13 protein-coding genes are annotated in these 20901 nt (G+C 55.3%); 7 read left to right on the top strand and 6 right to left on the bottom strand.

Annotated elements, in window-relative coordinates; translation table 11 throughout:
* The first annotated feature begins 114 nt into the window (after positions 1-114).
* The 3 genes from K6R05_RS13130 to K6R05_RS13120 all read left to right on the top strand — a co-directional run bounded on the left by K6R05_RS13130 (position 115) and on the right by K6R05_RS13120 (position 3477).
* The gene (locus tag K6R05_RS13130) at positions 115-1989 is read left to right on the top strand and encodes a type VI secretion system family protein (protein ID WP_222924315.1); all 1875 of its coding nucleotides are present in this window, start codon (positions 115-117) and stop codon (positions 1987-1989) included.
* Positions 1980-2639: a DUF2931 family protein gene (locus K6R05_RS13125; protein WP_222924314.1), complete on the top strand. Its 660-nt coding sequence runs from the start codon at positions 1980-1982 to the stop codon at positions 2637-2639. Before K6R05_RS13130 ends, K6R05_RS13125 begins: the two co-directional genes overlap by 10 nt.
* Before the next feature lie 181 nt (positions 2640-2820).
* The gene (locus K6R05_RS13120; protein ID WP_222924313.1) at positions 2821-3477 is read left to right on the top strand and encodes a DUF2931 family protein; all 657 of its coding nucleotides are present in this window, start codon (positions 2821-2823) and stop codon (positions 3475-3477) included.
* A gap of 209 nt (positions 3478-3686) precedes the next feature.
* Here the strand turns inward: K6R05_RS13120 and K6R05_RS13115 are convergent, their stop codons facing one another.
* The 3 genes from K6R05_RS13115 to K6R05_RS13105 form a co-directional block, all read right to left on the bottom strand.
* Positions 3687-4808: a L,D-transpeptidase family protein gene (locus K6R05_RS13115; RefSeq protein ID WP_222924312.1), complete on the bottom strand. Its 1122-nt coding sequence runs from the start codon at positions 4806-4808 to the stop codon at positions 3687-3689.
* 214 nt (positions 4809-5022) lie between these two features.
* Positions 5023-6837, bottom strand: a complete 1815-nt coding sequence (locus tag K6R05_RS13110) for a glycoside hydrolase family 15 protein (RefSeq protein WP_161736217.1) — start codon at positions 6835-6837, stop codon at positions 5023-5025.
* A 202-nt stretch (positions 6838-7039) separates the two neighbouring features.
* Complete coding sequence (locus K6R05_RS13105) at positions 7040-7621, bottom strand: DedA family protein (protein WP_161736216.1); 582 nt, start codon at positions 7619-7621, stop codon at positions 7040-7042.
* A gap of 205 nt (positions 7622-7826) precedes the next feature.
* Between K6R05_RS13105 and K6R05_RS13100 the strand changes: the two genes are divergently transcribed.
* The 3 genes from K6R05_RS13100 (at position 7827) to K6R05_RS13090 (ending at position 12213) form a co-directional block, all read left to right on the top strand.
* Positions 7827-8414: a Yip1 family protein gene (locus K6R05_RS13100; RefSeq protein WP_161736215.1), complete on the top strand. Its 588-nt coding sequence runs from the start codon at positions 7827-7829 to the stop codon at positions 8412-8414.
* A 179-nt stretch (positions 8415-8593) separates the two neighbouring features.
* Positions 8594-9541: a D-alanyl-D-alanine endopeptidase gene (gene pbpG / locus K6R05_RS13095; RefSeq protein WP_222924311.1), complete on the top strand. Its 948-nt coding sequence runs from the start codon at positions 8594-8596 to the stop codon at positions 9539-9541.
* 227 nt (positions 9542-9768) lie between these two features.
* A complete protein-coding gene (locus K6R05_RS13090; RefSeq protein ID WP_222924310.1) occupies positions 9769-12213 on the top strand; it encodes a DUF3772 domain-containing protein in 2445 nt (814 codons plus the stop codon).
* Positions 12214-12290: 77 nt separating this feature from the next.
* Here the strand turns inward: K6R05_RS13090 and K6R05_RS13085 are convergent, their stop codons facing one another.
* From K6R05_RS13085 to dld, 3 genes are all read right to left on the bottom strand, one after another.
* A complete protein-coding gene (locus tag K6R05_RS13085; RefSeq protein ID WP_222924309.1) occupies positions 12291-14942 on the bottom strand; it encodes a beta-N-acetylhexosaminidase in 2652 nt (883 codons plus the stop codon).
* A 48-nt stretch (positions 14943-14990) separates the two neighbouring features.
* Entirely contained in the window at positions 14991-16358 is a 1368-nt protein-coding gene (gene chiP, locus K6R05_RS13080; protein WP_309568530.1) for a chitoporin ChiP, read from the bottom strand.
* Between the two features lie 320 nt (positions 16359-16678).
* On the bottom strand, positions 16679-18382 hold the full coding sequence (dld, locus tag K6R05_RS13075) for a D-lactate dehydrogenase (RefSeq protein ID WP_161736773.1): 1704 nt from the start codon (positions 18380-18382) through the stop codon (positions 16679-16681).
* A gap of 155 nt (positions 18383-18537) precedes the next feature.
* Between dld and bglX the strand changes: the two genes are divergently transcribed.
* Positions 18538-20835: a beta-glucosidase BglX gene (gene bglX / locus K6R05_RS13070; RefSeq protein ID WP_161736774.1), complete on the top strand. Its 2298-nt coding sequence runs from the start codon at positions 18538-18540 to the stop codon at positions 20833-20835.
* Positions 20836-20901 lie beyond the last annotated feature (66 nt).

Here is a 20901-nt window from a genome sequence, read left to right as displayed (position 1 = left end):
AACAGCGATGCCACATTCAGGCACTGGGACCGCTAACAGAAGCCTGTAATTTGGGTTAAGTCATAATTAAGGTATGATGCGTTTACTTAATAGCCATAAAGTTCATGAGGGATTATGACTGAAGGATTTTTTTTATATCACCTGGATAAAACCACCTGCGGCGGACGGATTCTTAGCGGCGCGTCTGATGAAACGTATACCATCGGCGGCATCGAGCGCCAGCAGGTCCGGGAGGGCGACCCGGTGACCTGCGGTAAACATGAAGGACGGTTTCGCGTCTGTGGGGGGATGGGGGACACCTATGAGGTGAATGGTGTCCTGAAAGAGTGGGCGGGCTCTCTTCACAGTTACAGCTCCTGCCCCTGTCGTGCCCGTTTTATTCCCTCCGTCAGCACGCACACTTACGAGATCGACTGCAACGCTGGCCGTGCAGCCGAACGGGCTGAGGCTGCGGAGAGAAAAGCACAGCAGTCAGATCCAGAACAGCGTGCACAGGCAGCGAAGAAGAAACGGGAAATCACGCTCACCATCGGTGTGTTCTTTGATGGAACGGGCAACAATGCGAATAACACAACCGACCGTCAGGCTGTCTGTACCGGCGCACATTTCGGAATGAACGATGCGGAGTCTAAGTCCGTTTTGCAGCAGTGCATACGACTGAATCGCGGAGTAAATGGAACCGCTGCCGGAAGTTATCTTGGCTATTACACCAATGTGCATTGGCTCAACACGCTATATAAGCAAGATGTAACGCCTGATACGGGGGGAGGACAGTACGCTATTTATATCGAGGGTATAGGCACGGAAGACGGGGTGGGTGACAACGCTTATGGTATGGGAACGGGCCGGGGAGATACCGGCGTGGTGAAAAAAACTGATAAGGCTGTTTCGGCGCTGATTAACGGTATTCAGGGCTATTTGAATAGGTACGATGAAGCCCGTACCTGCATTATTAAAGAGCTGCAGTTTGATATTTTTGGCTTCAGCCGTGGCGCTGCGGCGGCGCGGCATTTTGCCAACCGGGTATTCAGCCAGGACAGGACCATTATCTCGGCAATTAAGATCGGGCTGGGTGATGTTGAGTTCTCCGGCACCCCCGGCGGTAGAACCCGATTTCTGGGAATATTCGATACCGTGGCGGCCATCGGAACGCCGGTTAACGGCCTGAACCCGCACAGCGCAGATACAGGTGAGGTGAATCTGGTACTGCGTCCGGGCGTGGCGGAAAAGGTATTTCATATCACCGCGCAGCACGAATGCCGCTTTAACTTTGCACTGAACAGCGTCAAACCAGCCTGGCCTGAGCTGGCTCTTCCCGGTGCGCATTCCGACATTGGCGGAGGTTACAATCCTGAAGAACGCGAAGCCTGTTTCCTTACCCGGCCGGAGTTCGAAACTGTACCACTCTCAACTCCCGATACAGAAACGCGGATTTATCGGCAGACCTGCGCGCAGCTTAAAACGATGGACGGCTATCCGGCGATAGCGCCGCTGCTGAATGCGGTGGAGGTCAATGCAGATGTCTGGCATGACGACAGAATGCCAGCCGATCGTTACGGCACACTACAAAAGCGCAGCGGTGCGGCGCTGGTTATTGACAGACTAACCCGCAATGACTGGTCGAAGGTGGCGCTGCGGGTGATGCTTGATGCGGCGCAGGATGCCGGTGTGGTGTTTGAACCTGTCGATGAAACCAATCCTGATTTTGCGCTGGGTGCAGAAATGAATGGACTGAGTGAAAAAGCGATTGTCATGGGGCGTGCGGTTCGGAATAGTCAATTCGTACAGGGATTTACTACACCGGAAATTCTGATGCTGGCCGAGAAGTATATTCACTGCTCGGCTAACTGGAACAGCGTACTTAGAGACAGTGAAGGAAGGGTCAGCGGTGCAGTCAGACCGGCAAAGCTTGTGACATTTACTAACAGACCGGACGAGCGCTGGCAGCGTACGGTTTACGATATGGACGGAAATAAAATATGGAAATAAAACGTATGGCAGGGCTCCTTACTATTCTGGTATTGACTGGCTGTCAGGTAGAAGCACACACAAATGATTCTCCTCAGAATGGTGAACCAGCAGAATGGACCTTTGATTTTTTCACCCCAAAAGCGCTACCGGCATTAGTGACGTTCGCCGTTGTACAAGATGCTGAAGGTACGATTTATCGCTTTAACACGCTGAACAGCACTCCCGACCTGCCTAAAGTAATCGGTGGATGGAACGATAAAGATCGTGCGCCTGGCGGCTACTGGAATCACGTTGAGCGCCCGCCAAAGCATATTATTTTCTGCTGGGACTCAATTATCGATAAAAAAGTGTATGAGACGGCCCTGACTATTCCTAAAGCCGATCTGGAGAAAATGCTCAGGCCGGCCGGGCAGAAAGACTATTGGGGGAAAAAAGCATATTACGACAGAGTACAGATCGGTCTGGCTCCGGGGGGAAAGGTAGCCGTCTGGTTGCAGGGGATCCGATCTGAGCCTAATTATCGTATCACACCATCAATTCTGAAAACCGTCTCAGGAGACAAACTGGATATCTGTAAAGGAATAACCAAACATCCAAATGGATATAAATATTATGGAGATACACCTGATTTTATCAAAGGGAAAAAATATCCTTACGGCCGATGGTAACGATCCCGATATTTAATTAATTGGCTGAAAGATAGTCATTTCAGCCATTTTAAAAGGGTGGTTAGTGAAACTGTTAAAGAAGAGTCAGCAGTGCAGTCAAACCGGCAAAGCTTGTGACATTTACTAACCGGCTGGACGAACGCTGGCAGCGTACGGTTTACGATATGGACGGCAATAAAATATGGAAATAAGACGCATGGCGAGACTTATTACACTTCTGATACTGACTGGCTGTCACAGTGCAGGCCAGACGGGTCCGGCAGTGGTCAAAACTGATGCTCCCTCAGAGTGGAAATTCAATTTCTTCACGCCAAAAGCGTTACCTGCTCTGGTGACATTTGCCGTGATTCAGGGTGCTGATGGGACGATTTATCGCTTTAATACACTTAACAGTACTTCTGCACTGCCTGAGGTTATCGGTAAGTGGAATGATAAAGATCGTGCCTCTGGTGGCTACTGGAATCATATTGATCGCCCCCCTAAACATTTTATCTTTTGCTGGGACTCGGTAATTGATAAGAAAGTGTATGAGACCCATCTGACTGTCCCTGATGTCATCGTAAAAAAGATGAACAGTGCCAGTGGGAAAACGGACCCCTATAATAATACCTATGACACCATCCAGATTGGCCTGGCTCCGGAGGGGAAGGTAGCGGTATGGCTAAAAGGTATCGGGTTTGAGCCTAATTATCGCATTACACCGTCCGTCCTGAAAACTTTATCCGGAGATAAGCTGGATATCTGTAAAGGGATTACACGTTTTTCTGACGGCTATGAATACGGCAAAGATACTGAGATTTTTATCAAAGGAAAAAAATACCCTTACGGCCAATGGTAACGTTCCTGATATTTTTAATGCGGATTGAAGATATATTCACTTCGGGTAACTGGAACAGCGTATACAAAGACAATCAGAGAATGGCCAGTGTTGCATTCAGACCGGCGCAGTTGATGATCTCCTTTAACTGGCCAGATGAGCGCTATAGACCTAATTCAGGCAATAAAAAAGCCAGCGACAGGCGCCGGCTTCTAAAAGCAGGGCGGCAATTACGAGCTGGTATTGGCCGCGGCTGCCGGTGCTGCTGGTGTTACCGGAGCGGCCGGTGCGGCTGGCTCAGTGGTCGGCTGCTGTGGCTGCGCAGCATCACTGCTGGCACCCTGTGGGGTCACCGGCGTCATCGGTTCTTCCTGTGGTGCAGCCTGCGGGTTTTCCGGCGCCGGGACAGGTGCGGTCTGGATGTTGTTTTCCACACCGTTCACTTTTACCGGCATACCGGTGCGGCCCTGAATAGCGCCGTTAACCTGATCCTGATTGACGCTGGCATCAACCAGCACTTTGCTTACGGCCTGCGTCAGCGTAATCGGCACCAGTTCACGTGAGTTGAACTGCTCTTCGGTGGTCGACAGCGGGTTATGCACTTCAACGTACCGTGAGCCATCTGGCTCTACGGTCGCTTTTACCGGCTGGTCAACGAACTGTACGCGCGTGCCGACCGGCACGTTCTGATACAGCCACTTAATATCGTCAGCGCGCAGACGCACACAACCGTGGCTCACGCGCAGGCCGATACCGAAGTTGGCGTTGGTGCCATGAATCGCATAGAGACGACCGATATAGAGCGCGTAAAGCCCCATTGGGTTATCCGGGCCTGCCGGGAACACGGCTGGCAGCGTTTCACCGCGTGCCGCGTAATCCGCGTGCATACCTTTGGTTGGCGTCCAGGTCGGGCCATCTTTCTTACGTTCTACCGCTGTGGTCCAGTTAATCGGGGTATCTTTACCCAGTTCACCGATACCAATTGGCAACACCACCACGGTTTTGCTACCTTTCGGATAGTAATAGAGACGCATCTCCGCGCTGTTAATCACAATGCCTTCACGCGGTGCGTCAGGCAGGATCAGCTGCTGTGGGATGATCATTTTGCTGCCAGCTTTAGGCAGATAAACGTCAACACCCGGATTAGCTTCCAGCATATTGCTGAGGCCCATCTGGTACTGCGCCGCAAAAGCTTCCAGCGGCAGCTTGCTGTCTTCAGGAACCGTAATTTCAATATTTTCCCCGATCAGACGGCTGTTGGCCGGCGGTAACGGGTAAACCACAGCAAAGGCTGACTGGCTGAACGCTGCCAGGGCCAGAGCGATTGAAGCGAAAGCGCGAATAATTTTCATATTTTACAAGTCTTTATCGCCATATTTCAGGCTGGTCTATGTGTCGAATTCATGCTGGCCAATGTGACCTGCTGCGCATTATATGTTCATTAATCTGACGTTGTGAATCGGGATTTTAACCTGCCTGCAATACTTTACGTAAATTCACCGCGGATGTTAGCGCATTTCCGGAAAGCAGGGCGCTAAAAATGGGGCTTTCCGGGCTTATCGCTGACTAAGGTTGCCACTGCGTCTGTTCACCACTGAGTTTGCGATTCAGGAAAAAGGCGGCACTGATTAACGCCAGATGCGTCAGCGCCTGCGGCGTATTGCCCAGCGCATGACCGTGGCTGTCAAATTCCTCGGCGTACAGGCCCAGCGGATTGGCGTAGCTCAGCAGCTTCTCAAACTCAAAATGCGCCTCCTGAATCCGGCCTGCGCGCGCCAGACACTCGACATACCAGAATGAACAGGCACCAAAAGAGCCTTCCGATCCCTTAAGGCCATCGGCCGGTGTTTCATGCGTGTTGTAACGCCGCACCATACCATCGCTGACCAGATTGGTTTTGATCGCATCCAGCGTGGCAATCCAGTCCGGGTCGGTGGCACCGACGAAGCGCACCAGCGGCATCAGCAGCATGGAGGCATCAAGATGTTCCCCATGACGGGTGGCAGAGAAATGGCCGCGTTCACTGTTCCAGAAGTTTGCCCAGATATCTTCGCGGATCTCCCGACGCGCCCGATCCCAGCGTTCGTAAGGCATCGGCAGGGATCGCTTCATGCCCAGTCGCAATGCGCGATCCAGCGCCACCCAGCACATCAGACGCGAATGCAGGAAGTGTTCCGGCTCGCCGCGCATCTCCCAGATACCGGCATCGGGCTGATTCCAGTTATCACACAGCCAGTCGATCATTTTGACCACATGCTCCCAGCCGCGCTGAGAGATCGCCTCACCATACTTATTGGCCAGATAAACCGCATCCATCAGCTCGCCATAGATATCGAGCTGGGTCTGCTGCCAGGCGTCATTGCCGATGCGAACCGGACGGGAGTCGGCATAGCCGGAGAGATTGAGTAACTCCATCTCATGTAGCTCGGTGCCGCTGTCCAGCCGGTACATCACCTGCAGGCGCATCTCATCGTGATGGCTGTTTTCAACACAGCGTCCAACCCAGTGGGTAAAGTGTTTGGCTTCATCGACGTAGCCCAGCCGCATCAGGGCATACATGCTGAACGAGGCGTCGCGGATCCAGGAGGCGCGATAGTCCCAGTTGCGTTCGCCGCCCAGCTCTTCAGGCAGGCCAAAGGTTGCCGCCGCCGCAATCGAGCCGTGCTGATGTGAAGTCAGCAGCTTCAGGACCAGCGCCGAACGCTGCACCATCTCGCGCCAGCGTCCCTGATAGGTGCTGTGGGCGCTCCAGCGTCGCCAGTAGTTAAGCGTCTCTTCGAAACAGTGTTCGGTCGCCAGCGCTTCGATATGTGCATCATCCACGCTGCCAAATTCAAACTGCGCATGTTCGCCGGGCTTTAATGTGAAGTGGGCGGTGGCGCTGTCATCCTCCAGCGTCATGACCACGGAGGCCGCAAGGCGCAATGACGGCTGGCCTTCGGCATGGAAGTCGATGCAGCCGTTGTGCGCTTCGGCACGGGTCTGCGCCCGGGCATAGTCATGACGCGGTGAACAGTGCAGCTGGAAGGTTGCGCTGCCGCGGATCATTTTGACCCGGCGGATCAGGCGCGGCAGTTTGTTCTTATCATCACAAATCGGCATGTAGTCGGTGATTTCCGCTACGCCCTCATCATCCAGCCAGCGGGTCTGCAGAATATTGGTATCGGGCAGGTAAAGCTGCTGACGCCGCGCATTGGGCCAGTCAGGGGCCAGGGAGAAAAGGCCGGCATCATCGCTATCGAGCAGGGCGGCAAACACCGACGGGCTGTCGAGTTCCGGCCAGCAGAGATAATCAATGGTGCCGTCATTCGCGACCAGCGCACAGGTGCGCAAATCACCGATGACGCCGTGGTCTTCAATCTTACGTTTTACCTTACTCATCCTCATCTCCCTGTCAGTGTCCCTCCTAACTATAGCTGAGCCCGCCGATGCGGCTTCGTTTGGGCACAGATGGTTAACGCGGGGGTGAATAAGGACGGAGAGGGTAAGATGGGCGGATGAGACTTACATTATCGTCAGCAGGTCGCCAGACGCTGTTCAGCGTCTGGCGACCGGTGTGTTATCTGGTGAATACGCCGTTCATTTATTGCTGATCGGCCCGGCGGTTGTGCCAGCGGCGGATCACCCAGCGCAGCACAAAGGCGAAGACGACCGCGCCGACCAGCCACAGCAGATGTTTCAGATGCTGATCGAGTTTATGCAGCCACGGTGCGATGATGCCGCCCGCGAAATAGCCCAGCGTCACAAAGATCAGCGACCAGATAGCCGCCCCGATGACGTTGAGAATAAAAAATTTCATCGGGTTGAGGCGGCTGGCACCGATGATGATGGGACCAATCAGCCGGAAGCCATACATAAAGCGCACGCCAATCACGAACAGGCTGGGGCGGCGTTTAATCAGGCGGTTTGCCTTGACCACTTTGTCCTGATGCTTTTTAAAGCGGTGCAGGATCCGCGTGCCCCAGCGGCGACCGATCCAGTAGAGCAGTTGATCGCCAACAATGCCGCCGCCCATCGCGGCCAGCACCACTCCCACGTAATGCAGCAGCCCCTCATGCGCGGCAACACCGCCCAGCAACGTAAATGTTTCCCCCTCGGCGATACAGCCAATAAAAAGTGCCAGGTAACCGTACTGCGTAATTAATGCGTTGATATCCAGATGCAAAATGACCCTCCCTGTTCAGTGACTGTTTCTTCAAGTCTATACGCGATTTAGCTTTGCTTCCGCTCATGCCTCATGGGGCCGTTTATTTATGCTGTTTTTTTGTCCGGTCACCACGAAAATTTCACTGCCGTTTATACTTGAGAAGACGCTGCCCCTAAAGACGGATGCATCATCGGGCAGCCCACTGCATCAGAGGATTGAATCTATGAATCATGTCTGGGGTCTGCTGGCGCATCCGAATCAGGAAATGCGTCATATCAAGCAAGAGAATGAGAGCGTATCGCACCATTACACCCACCATGTTCTGTTGATGGCGGCGATTCCGGTGATCTGCGCCTTTATCGGTACAACTCAGCTGGGCTGGAATCTGGGCGAGGGGCAATATGTGCAACTTAACCTGGCAACCGGGATCGGGCTGGGCATTCTGTTCTATCTGATTATTCTGGGCGGTGTCGCGGTTATGGGACGCGTGATCCACTGGATGGCGCGTGATTTTCCGCAGCGTCCTGGCGTCCAGCGCTGCACCGTGTTTGCGGGATACGTGGCGACGCCACTGTTTCTCAGCGGGCTGGTGGCACTCTATCCGCTGGTCTGGCTCTGCGTGCTGGCCGCCGCTGTGGCGCTGCTCTACACCGGCTATCTGCTCTATATTGGCATTCCGCTGTTTCTGAATATCGATCGCGAAGAGAGTCTGCGGTTTTCCGGCTCTACACTTGCCATCGGCGTGCTGGTTTTTGAAGTGTTACTGGCATTGACCGTGGTGCTGTGGGGATATGGACCGCATCTGTTCTGACTGACCACTGCCGCCGCTCTGGCGGCAGTTCTCTTTTTACGCCCGGAAACAATCTCACCAGGAAATTTCTTAACCTTAAGCGTATGATGCTGCTGCCAGCCCGCGCGCCGACGTGAATGAAGCGGGCGGCCTGTGTCGGTCTGACACAGTACACAATCATAACCGGGTTTTTTTCTACGATGCCTGCAAAAATTCGCTCCACCCTGCTTTCGCTGGCGCTGCTCGTTTCCGGGCAGATTGTTTCACTTCCGGCGCAGGCGACGACTTCGCTGTCGCAACTTGCGCCTATTGCTCAGCCGCAGATCGCTTCTGGCAGTGCGATGATTGTCGACCTCACCACTAATAAAGTGCTCTTCTCCAGCCACCCGGAACGGGTCAGGCCGATTGCGTCCATCACCAAGCTGATGACCGCGATGGTGGTGCTGGATGCGCATCTGCCGATGAACGAGATGATTAACGTCGATGTCAGCCAGACGCCGGAAATGCGTGGTGTTTTCTCGCGCGTGAAGCTCAACAGCCAGATCAGCCGACGCAATATGATGTTACTGGCGCTGATGTCTTCAGAAAACCGTGCCGCCGCCAGCCTGGCGCACGCCTATCCGGGCGGTTATCGCGCCTTTATCCAGGCAATGAATGCCAAAGCGCGGTCACTTGGCATGAAACAGACCCGCTATGTAGAGCCAACCGGCCTCTCAACGCAGAACGTCTCCAGCGCACAGGATCTGGTGAAGTTACTCAAAGCGACGCGGGAATATCCGATGCTTGGCGCGCTCAGCACCACAAAAGAAGAGACGGCGGTGTTTGCCCATCCGAACTATGCGCTGCCGTTCCGCAATACCAACCATCTGGTCTATAAAAACGACTGGCATATTCAGCTGACCAAAACCGGTTATACCGACGAGGCGGGCCATTGCCTGGTGATGCGCACGATGATTAACAATCGTCCGGTGGCGCTGGTGGTGCTGGATGCCTTTGGCAAATATACCCACTTCGCCGACGCTAACCGTCTGCGCAGCTGGATTGAGACCGGCAAAGCCGCGCCAGTCCCCGCTGCTGCACTGGCGTATAAAAAGCAGAAGTCGGGCCAGGTTGCCAGCAATGGTGCCAGCAGTGCCGACGTTGAGTAGAGAATAGCGGGTGTCGGGCACGGCGCGCACTGGCATGAACTGCAGGCTGAGCAGGTCGCCGGGAAGAAGCAGGCAGAGGCGTACAGCGATGTTTACGCCGCTGCCTGTCCCGAATCAGCCCGAAAAATGCCCGTTATTCCTATATTGCCATCCCTTGCAAAGCCCTACACTTATGCGCGACTGGCGAGGGACGATCGCCTGAATTAAGCTGCCGGAATCTTACACATATGTTTATACGATCCCTTTTTGTATTGATAATGCTGGCGCTGGTAGGGTTTGCCCCGGCGCTGGCGCTGGCCGCAGATGATGCGGCCGGGGCTGCTCAGGAACAGGATGCCCCGCCGAAGCTGAATGCCGCGGTTGAACTGCCGAAAATGCAGAAGATCCTCGACAAAATTAAAAGTCAGGTTTCTGTCGATGCTGGCGAAAACAAGCTGACGCAGCTGAATGAAATGGCGCTGGAGCTCTCCGGCAATGCCGATACGCTGGGTCAGGCGCTGGTTCCCGATCGCCAGCAACTGGAAGCCCAGTTGCAGGTGCTGGGTCCGGCCCCGAAAGCGGACAGCGGCGTCAAAGAGACGCCGGAGGTGACGCGCAAGCGTAACACGCTGGAGAGTCAGAAAAGCAAACTCGACGACCAGATTAAGCAGGCTGAAGGCATTAAAAATGGCGCACTGATGCTCTCCTCGCAGATTGTTAACCTGCGTCGCGATCAGCTGAAAAGCCAGCTGGCGCTGAACTCCGGCAGCATTCTCGGGGCGCGCTTCTGGTCACCGTTGCTCAGCACACAGGATCTGGATGGCGAGAAAATTGGTGAGTTCCTGCAGGAGTTGCAGGACACCGCAGCGCTTTCCTGGGAGCCGGGCTGGCGCGTCGGCAGTGTCTTCTGGCTGCTGGCGGCGCTGCTGGTGATGACGGCTGGCCGTCGTTACAGCGAAGAGTTTCTGGCCTGGATCAGCATTCACAAACTGCCGGAAGGTAAGCTGCGCCGCAGTTTCCTGGCGGCAGCGATAGCCCTGACCACCCTGGTGGCTGTCGTCCTCACCTTTAACTTCATCGCCCTGGCCTTTACCCGCCGTGATGAGGTTTCTGAAAACGTTCAGGACTTTGTGGATCAACTGGTTCGGCTCAGTGTCTTTTGTGGCCTGATTGCCGGACTGGGACGCGCTTTCCTCTCTACCCGTCGCCCCAGCTGGCGTTTACCGACCATCTCCAATGAAGTGGCGATGGCGTTAAAACCGTTTCCACCGATTACCGCCGTGCTGGTCTTTATCTTCCAGACGGTCGAGGCGTTTAACTACAGCGTCGGCACCAGCCTGAATACCACCATTTTTGCCAACGGGCTGACGGCCCTGCTGATCGGCAGCACCGCGCTGGCGATCAGCATGCGTACCAACCGCGTTCGTCGCCGTATGACTCAGGCGGGTACACCACCGGAGGCACGTTCTACGCTGGTCGGACTGATCCAGATGGGCCTGACGCTGACCGGGATCGCCATTCTGGTGTCGCTGCTCATCGGTTACGTCACGCTGGCGCGCTTCCTGAGTTATGAAGTGATCTGGTGCGGCCTGCTGTTTGGCTCGTTCTACTTCCTCAGTCATCTGCTGAAAGATGGCTGTGAGAGTCTCTTCTCAACCAGTAACGCTACCGGTCGTCGCATCCAGAGTTCGCTTAACATTAATGAGCGTCACCTGCAGCAGACGGCCACGCTGCTGGCGGCCATTGGTAAAACGTTCCTGGTGCTGATTGTCGCGCTGGCGCTGGTCAACGGCACTTTTGCCTCCTCAACGCCGATTGAGCTGCTGCAAAAAGTGATCGAGTTCTGGGGCGGTAAAGGACTCGAATCCCTGAACATCGTACCGGCGCACATGGTGAATGCGATAATCTGCCTGATTGTCGGAATCTATGTGCTGCGCTCGGTGCGTCGCTGGCTCGACACCGATTTCCTGCCAAAAACCACCATGGATGTGGGAATGCGGGTGTCGCTGGTGACGCTGTTCAGCAACATCGGTTACGTGCTGATTATCCTGCTTACCCTGTCGATCATGGGTCTGCAGTGGAACAAGCTGGCGTGGATCGTCAGTGCGCTGTCGGTTGGTATCGGTTTTGGCTTACAGGAGATCGTGAAGAACTTTATCTCGGGGCTGATTCTATTAACCGAGCGTCCGGTTAAAGTCGGCGATCTGGTGAGCATCAGCGGCATCGAAGGGGACATCCGCCGCATTAACGTGCGTGCCACCGAGATCCAACTGGGCGACAAGTCCACGGTGATTGTGCCTAACTCACAGTTTATTTCGCAGAACGTGCGCAATGCGACCATGGGCAATGCGCAGGGGGTGGTGACGATTACGCTGACTTTCCCCCTCGATATCGATCCGGTGAAGGTGCGCGATATTCTGCTGGAGGTTTACAACGAGAATGAACGCATTCTGGAGACGCCGGAGCCGTCTGTTTCGTTTAAAGATCTGACCCAGCAGGGGATTGTGCTGAGCGTCACGGGTAACGTGGCGGGTCAGCGCCAGATCTCAGGCGCGAAGAGCGACCTGCTGTTTGATATTCTGACGCGTCTGCGTAAAGAGGGCATCCTGCTCTCGACACCGCAAACCATGATTATTGAGCGCCGTCAGCAGATGGCGGGTGTGGCGCCGGTACCGGAAGAGAAGCTGGTTTAGGTGTGAAAGGGCCGACATCTGTCGGCCTTTTTTATATTCACAACGCTGGCTTCTCAGCTCATGCTTAATCCCGCTTACTACAACGTTTCCACGCGACTGGTGCGCTGGCCGTCACGGCTGACGGAGCGGATTGTCACGGCACCGCTGATCTGCGGCGGTCTGTTAGCATCGTAGCGCTGCCAGTTAGCCCCTTTGTCCAGGCTGTACTCCAGCATCACGCCGGGCAAGGCGACATTCATCGACAGGATGCCATCTACGATTTTTGCTCCCGGCACCGGCAGGCGATAATCGATACCCGCTTTATCCAGCTTCGCCAGTTCCCGTTGTCCCAGCAGGTTGGCAAATCGCTGCCAGTCATGCAGGCGTGCCTGCTGATCGACGAGATGGGTTTTGCCTCCCGTGTATTCCTGACCTGGCTGGTAATCCCGCTCCCAGCTGGCGCGGTGCCAGCTTCGTTCCGCGACCGCAAACAGGCGCGGATAGAGCATGTGCTCCATCTGGGCGTCAGTACGCACGGTTTCACTCCACAGCTGGGCCGACATGCCATAAGCACCACTCCACGTCTTCTCTGATTTGGCGCTGAAAAAATTGCCGTCGCGATCCACCGAGGTCTCCGCATTCTGCGGCAGGTTGTCCGGTGCAAAGCCAAAGATTTTACGCTCGTCGTTGAAACGTGTGCCCCAGTAGTAGCCGCGCTCCAGCGGGTTCACCTCATACGGGAAGTCCAGATAGAGGTAGTCAGGACTGGAGATCACGACATCGTATCCTTTCTGTGACCAGTCGGCGGCACTGTCAAAACCGCCCCAGTAGAGGGTATCCCAGAAGTTGACCGCAACGCGCGGGGTAGCGAAGGCTGCGGCATTTCTGGCATCTTTTAAACCATCCTGCCACGCCTGCATTTTGCCAATGCCGTGGCGGTTAACAATTTCACTGACGGACAGGGCGAAATAGCTCGGCAGGTGCGTCAGATCTTCCACTTTGCCGCTCTTCACGAGCGCCTGGCACGCCTGCGATTTCGCCCACGGCAGATCTTCGTTACGCCAGTCGCGCAGGCCGGTACCTGGTTTAGGGTTATTTTTGTCAGAGTAGCCTGCACCCAGGCGGATATTCTTCGCTTCATCCCCGCCGAAATGCCAGGTGCTTAATGGCTGTCCCGCTTCCTGATGCATCGCCTGAACCTCACCGATCACCTTGTCGACAAAGCGCTGAGAACCCGCAATGCAGGGATTGAGATAGCTGGTGCGGTCGTAGAGCTGCACCGAGGTGGTATTGGAGTCGTCGGTGGGATCGATCAGGCGGTACGCGCTGGCCTGTTCAGCGTCTCCCGCTTTCATCAGCCGCTGATAGCGCGCTTCCATTGAGATGACCGCCGCACGGGCGTGGGCGGGCATATCAATTTCCGGGATCACCTGAATGTGGCGCGCCTGCGCATATTTCACAATGTCGATGTAGTCGGCACGACTGAAGTAGCCGCTACCGTTGTTATCGCTGAACGGACCGGAACCGAGCTGCGGCAGCAGACAACGCTGTTCGGTCAGGTCATGACAGCGTTTAGCGCCCACGTCAGTCAGTTCCGGTAAGCCAGGAATTTCAATCCGCCAGCCCTCATCGTCACTCAGGTGAAAGTGAAAGCGGTTCATCTTCCACGCCGCCATCTGATCAAGCAGCCGCATCACCGCCTGCTTACTGTGAAAGTTACGGGCAACATCAAGAAACGCGCCGCGATAAGCAAAGCGCGGCGCATCATGGGCTTCCAGCGCGGCGATACGCGCCGCACCTTCGCCAGGTACCAGTGAGAGAATCGACATCAGACCGTAGAAAGCCCCGGCAGCATCGTAGGCCACCACAATGGCGCGGCGGGGCGTGATATCCAGATTGTATGCGCCCGATTTCGCCGTTATGCCGCTGAAGTGGTCCGGCTTGATCTGTGTCGTGATGGCGAATCCATCTGGCGCTTCTTTCAGGCCGAGCAGGGTCAGGCGCTGTTTTACCGCTTCACCGGTTTCAGGTGTCAGCCCGGTAAGCATCAGCCTGACGCCGCGGCTGAGATCGGCATCCTGCGGGCGGAGCTTCATCTCAAGCGGCGTGGGTGTGATTTGACCGCGCAGCGCAGAGACGGGCAGGGCAGCAACATCGCTGTTTTTATCAAACCGGCTGACGGGCTGCATCAGGACATTGTGGTCATCGGCACTGCGTCGCCAGTGATCACCCAGCGGCAACATAAACTGGCTGGGGTCTTCATGGTCGGTGCTGGCAATAATTTTGGGCGTTGCCTGCCCGGACGTGACATACCAGCGCGGCATCACATCAGTGACAAACAGCTGCCAGTATTCATTAACGATGGGAATCTGCACCGACTCACCTGCACCAATGCCGGTAAACTTGTCCGTCGGCTCCAGTCGGGTTAAGTCGCCAACCAGGTGGGTCATTTTAAACTGATCGTTTTCGACCCGCAGCGTCTGGTGAACGTTGCTCATGTAGATGGCCCAGTGTTTGTCGGTCAGTGCCGGGCCGTTATTGGTCAGGGTAATGGTCGCGCGATTGCAGGCGGCATAGTCGGCACCCAGCGCGGCGCAGTCGGTGCCATTCAGAGCGGCCTGGTTGTCATTCACCTGATAAGTGATGCCAGACTGGCTGATTTGGTTCACCACCTGCTGCGCTGACGAGCTGGCGTGGCCTGAGGCTGCAGCGCCCAGCAGAGTGAGCGCGATAAGGCTTAACTTAAACATATTGATTCATCCTTGCTGCTGAAGAGATATCCGGGAGTCTGCAGGGCGTCAGAACAGGGTAAACGGCACGATAACCATAAATTTGATGTCCTTCTCGTCCTGAAAAATGTTGCCGTAACCGCCGCTGTAACTGGGCAGATTGCTGTGGTTGTCGTAGCGGGTGTAATGCAGTTTAAACAGGGTATCTTTGGCGCGGCCCTGCTGGATTTGATAGATCAGATCAAGGTTCCAGGCGGACTCTTTCAGCCGCTGGCTCTGGTCAACGGTGGGCAGGGTGGCGGGTCTGGCATCCCAGCCCCAGACGTATGATGCGCCCACTTTCCAGCCCGCCAGTTGCCACGGCGTTAAGTCGAGCATCGCACCAGCAAAGACCGCTTTTTCGCCATTGGCGTTCCAGTCGGAACGGGCATCCCACCAGATATCCAGTCGGCCATTGGAGCTGGCATAGCCCGGCGTCATGCGCTGCAGGAAGAAGCCCTGATTGCCCTCTGCTTTGACCCAGCTGCCTTCGAGGCGCAGATCCACCGGGCCGACGTTGTAACCGATCGTGATTGCCTGAAGCCAGGCGAGGCCATCATAGACATCGCGGGGGTTAGCGGCACCGCCCTGCACGTTGTCGTGTGCGCCGTAAAACTGATAGCTGGTGGAGAGTGCATTGCCATAAGGCGTGGCCGACCAGGAGGCTTTGGCAAAATATTGATCCATATAATCCGCCGCCTGACCGAATGCCCCTTCAAGGACCAGATTATTCTTGAAGTCATATTTCATGCCGAATGAGTGCAGATAGCTGATATGCGTTTTGCCATCAGCCTGTCGGAAATCATATAAATCACGATACCAGGGCGCCTTATATTTATCACTCCACATCCACGAGAATGATAATGCTCCGGCTTCCTGGAAATCATATAGCGCACTCAGTTCGACGCCGCGATAGGTGCCGGGTAAGAAACTCCAGTGCGGCGCAAGGATCGTCTGGCCGGTGGGCTGAATATAACCGGCGCGTAACCAGTATTCGTTATATTTTAATTTAAGCGCGGCTTTATAAACCGAAGCGCCGCCGCTGTCGCCATTCCACTTTTCATCCCAGCGGGTACGTGCCTTACTGAAGCCAATTTCATTAGGAGCGGCGGGGCCGCTGTTGGCGAGTTCAGCAGCGCCAAAAACGGCCAAGTCCAGACCCATCCACTCCCCGGCGTAACCTGACTGGAAGTCGAGATTACTGTTGAGCGAGGCGTGATGTAAATTAGCCCGATACTGTCCCTGAGAGTCACTGGCGGGATCGGTGTCTCTGCGATCCCGCTGCCGCTGCCAGTAAAAAACATTACCTTTTAGCGATGCGTCATCAATAAATCCGGCCGCATAAGCGGGAGATGAAATTATTGCTGACAGGGCTATTATCACAGTGGCTATTTCCATTAACGCTAAAGCGTAATTATTTTTCCGCATGACTCTTCCTCCCTGAAGAAAATAAAGGTCATTAAACAGCTTTTAGTTTTAGTGGCGACAATCTATTTTTCGCGCCGCGAATTATCAATTGGTGGCGGGGTATTTTGTGAGGTGTTGCGCAGAAACCGATGACAGTAAATAAAGCAGGTGCAATCTGGGAAGGAGAATTAATTTTTTGATGAAGATGTTAGTCATCAGCAGAGATAATACGGCAGGCAATTCCAGGAAGTGAGTGGATGGCTGCGTCGTATGACGGTCAGCCTGCTCAGACAGGCTGACCCATAACGCGCTTAAACCTGCTTCACCGCCCAGCCTTTTTGCTTGCTGGTTTTGCCAATGCCAGGATTAAAGCTATTGGTCGGATCGAGCTGGCGATAGAACGCCGCCAGTTGCGGTTTGGCCTGATAGAGATGACCGACGTTATGTTCAGCGGGATATTCTGCGCCGCGCGCCTGCAGGATCTCCAGCATCTGCGTTTTCAGCGCGTGCACATCCACCCCTTTTCTGACGATGTAATCCTGATGGAAGACGTGACAGAAGAAGTGACCATAGTAGAGGCGGTGGCTTAATGATGCGCGAATCGCATCGGGCAGGGTTTCAAACCAGTCCGCATCGTTGCGACGCAGCGCGATGTCCAGCGCCAGAATATCCTCGACCTCATCTGCATGGACTGCGTGGTAGCGCACGGCCGCACCCGCTGCCGCAAAGCGATGCAGAAACGCGTGCGCACCTTCTTTACCTTCACACTCAAAGAACTCACCACCGCCTTCACGAAAGTAGTCGCGCAGATAGTTACGCGCCTCTGCCACGCCATCGCCCGACATCTTCAGCATCAGATGATGTTCATACTTGTCACGATACTGCTTCATGCGTTTGGGCAGATGCGCCGGGAACAGTTTGCTCAGGCGCTGCAACAGCCGGTCGCTGAAGTGCGGTTTAACGAAGGAGAGCTTGCTCAGCCAGGCATCAATCCGACCCTTCAGCGTGAAAAACAGCGGCATCTTATCGGTGCCCAGCTTGTCGATCATCAGGAAGGTATCTTTGCCGTAGACTTCCGCAATGTCATAAATGTCGCGGTGCATATATTCGCCCGCCACCGGCAGATGGGTGAAATGCGCCAGGATGTGACGGCGGATATCGTTAAGCACACCGGGTTCATTGGTGCCGATGTAAAATACCTGCTGCTGCGGTTCGCTGGCGAAAGTATCCAGTCGCACGGCGAAGACCGCCAGTTTCCCGGCACAGCCGGACGCTTCAAACAGGCGACGCGCATCGGCGTTATAACGGGCGGGCGTATCCGCATCGACTTCACGGACGCGATCGGCATATTCATGATCGGAGGCGTGACGGCCATCGTGCTGCACATCTTTGGGTTGCCAGCGGTCGTCATCCAGCCGTCCCAGAATCTCTTCCGGTGAGGTCCCCAGATCGATACCCAGATGGTTCACCAGCTTCAGTCTTCCCTGTGCATCAATCTGCGCATACAGGGCCATCTCACTGTAGGCCGGACCGCGCTTAATCAGCGATCCGCCGGAGTTATTACAGATGCCACCCAGCACCGAAGCCCCAATGCATGAGGAGCCGATCACCGAGTGGGGTTCACGCCCCAGCGGCTTCAGTGCTTTTTCCAGCTGATAGAGTGTGCTGCCGGGGAATGCCAGCACCTGCTGGCCGTTGTCGATCAGCTGAAGCTTATCCAGCCGCAGGGTACTGACAATCACCAGCGGACGGTCGTAATCGTCGCCATGCGGCGTTGAACCTTCGGTCAGGCCGGTATTCGCCGCCTGCATCAGGATGATGACATCCGCTTTCACCAGCGTTTGCAGTACCCGCCAGAGTTCCAGCAGCGTACCGGGAAACGCCACGGCCAGCGCCTCACCTTCGCCGGAGCGAAAGCCTTTGCGATAGCGGGCAGTCTGTTCAGGTTCTGTCAGCAGATGGGCAGGGCCGACCAGGCGGCGCAGGTCAGAAAGCAGGGCAGAGGTTTGTATCATGAGCAATTCCCTTGTCTTATCAGTGCGTCCTAACTGTAGCACGTCAACTGACCTCAACGCAGTGTGACTCTGGCCGCTACCTGCTATTCTCATCTTGTGGCACACTGCCGCCTGTTTATTCGATATTGCGCAGTTACTTAAGAGAACCCAACCTGATGAAATGGATTTACTCTGTTAGTCTCGCTGTCTCCCTTGCGATGCAACCCGCACTGGCTGAGACAGTGCCTGGTAACCACCCGATGACCGAACAGGCGCGAGATGCCTTCGTTAACCAGCTGCTTAAAAAAATGACGCTGGACGAGAAGATTGGCCAGCTGCGTTTAATCAGCGTCGGACCTGATAATCCGAAAGAAGCCATTCGCGACATGATTCAGAAGAGTCAGGTTGGCGCGATTTTTAACACTGTCACGCGTCAGGATATCCGCGCGATGCAGGATCAGGCGATGCAGCTTAGCCGCCTCAAGATCCCCCTGTTTTTCGCCTTCGACGTGATTCACGGTCAGCGCACTATTTTCCCGATTCCTCTGGCCCTGGCATCAAGCTGGGATCTGGATGCCGTTAAAGAAGTAGGGCGCGTATCCGCCTATGAAGCGGCCGACGACGGTCTGAATATGACATGGGCACCGATGGTCGATGTCAGCCGTGAACCGCGCTGGGGTCGTGGTTCCGAAGGCTTCGGTGAGGATACGTATCTCACCAGCGAAATGGGTCGCAGCATGGTGCAGGCGATGCAGGGCAAAAGTGCCGCCGATCGCTATAGCGTGATGACCAGCGTGAAACACTTTGCGCTCTATGGCGCCGTTGAGGGTGGACGCGATTACAACACCGTAGACATGAGCCCGCAGCGCATGTTCCAGGACTATCTGCCACCGTATAAGGCCTCACTGGATGCAGGCAGCGGCGGCGTGATGGTGGCGCTGAACTCGATTAATGGCGTCCCCGCTACGGCGGACAGCTGGCTGCTGAAAGATCTGCTGCGCGATAAGTGGAAATTCAAAGGCATCACCATCAGCGACCACGGCGCAATCAAAGAGCTGATCAAGCATGGCGTCGCCAGCGATCCGCAGGAAGCGGTACGCATCGCCCTGAAGTCGGGCGTGGATATGAGCATGAGCGACGAATATTACAGTAAGTATCTGCCGGATCTGGTGAAGAGCGGTGAGGTCACGATGGCTGAAATTGATGACGCGGCGCGCCATGTGCTTAACGTCAAATATGACATGGGCCTGTTTAACGATCCCTACAGCCATTTAGGTCCGAAAGAGAGCGACCCGCAGGACACCAATGCGGAAAGCCGTCTGCATCGCGCTGAAGCGCGCGATGTGGCGCGTAAAAGCATCGTACTGCTGAAAAACCGTTTGGAAACGCTGCCGCTGAAAAAATCGGGCACCATTGCGCTGATTGGTCCGCTGGCAGACAGTCAGCGCGACATCATGGGCAGCTGGTCCGCCGCAGGCGTGGCGAAGCAATCCGTTTCGCTGCTGCAGGGCATGCGCACTGCCACCGAAGGCAAAGCGACGCTGCTTTATGAGAAGGGCGCTAACGTCAGCGACAACAAAGGGATTCAGGACTTCCTGAACCTCTATGAGCAGGCGGTTTCCGTGGATACGCGTTCACCGCAGCAGATGATCGATGACGCGGTTGCCAAAGCGAAGCAGGCCGATGTGGTGGTTGCCGCCGTGGGCGAAGCGCAGGGGATGGCGCACGAAGCCTCCAGCCGCAGCGACCTGGTGATCCCACCGAGCCAGCAGAAGCTGCTCGCGGCACTGAAAGCCACCGGTAAGCCGCTGGTGATTGTCCTGATGAACGGGCGCCCGCTGTCGATAGTAAATGAAGATCGCATGGCTGATGCGGTGCTGGAAACCTGGTTCAGCGGCACCGAAGGTGGTAACGCCATCGCCGATGTGCTGTTCGGTGACTACAACCCGTCGGGCAAACTGCCGGTTTCCTTCCCGCGTTCAGTGGGTCAGATTCCGATCTACTACAACCATCTGCCAACCGGTCGTCCTTACAACTTTGCGAAGCCGAACAAGTACACCTCGCACTACTATGATGCGGTTAACGGCCCGCTCTATCCGTTTGGTTACGGCCTGAGCTACACCAGCTTCACCGTGTCGCCGGTAAAAATGTCTTCCCCGACCATGCCGCGTAACGGCAGCATCGAAGCCAGCGTGACCGTGACCAACAGTGGTAAACGCGATGGCGCGACGGTGGTGCAGATGTATCTCAACGACCCGGTCGCTTCCATCAGCCGTCCGGTGCAGGAGCTGCGTGGCTTTAAGCGCATCATGCTGAAAGCAGGCGAGTCACAAACTGTGACCTTCAAAATTGATGTGGATGCGCTGAAGTTCTGGAACCAGCAGATGCAGCACGTTGCAGAGCCCGGCAAATTCAACGTGATGATTGGACTCGATTCCGTTCGTACCGAGGATGGGCAGTTCAACTATTTATAACCGTCAGCCTTTTCCCTGACGTCAGGGGAAGGTGATGCGGCGCGTCGTTAGCGTCCTGCTACCGCG

Source organism: Pantoea alfalfae (assembly GCF_019880205.1).
Taxonomy (GTDB): domain Bacteria; phylum Pseudomonadota; class Gammaproteobacteria; order Enterobacterales; family Enterobacteriaceae; genus Pantoea; species Pantoea alfalfae.
This window is presented reverse-complemented; position numbering and strand designations above follow the sequence as displayed.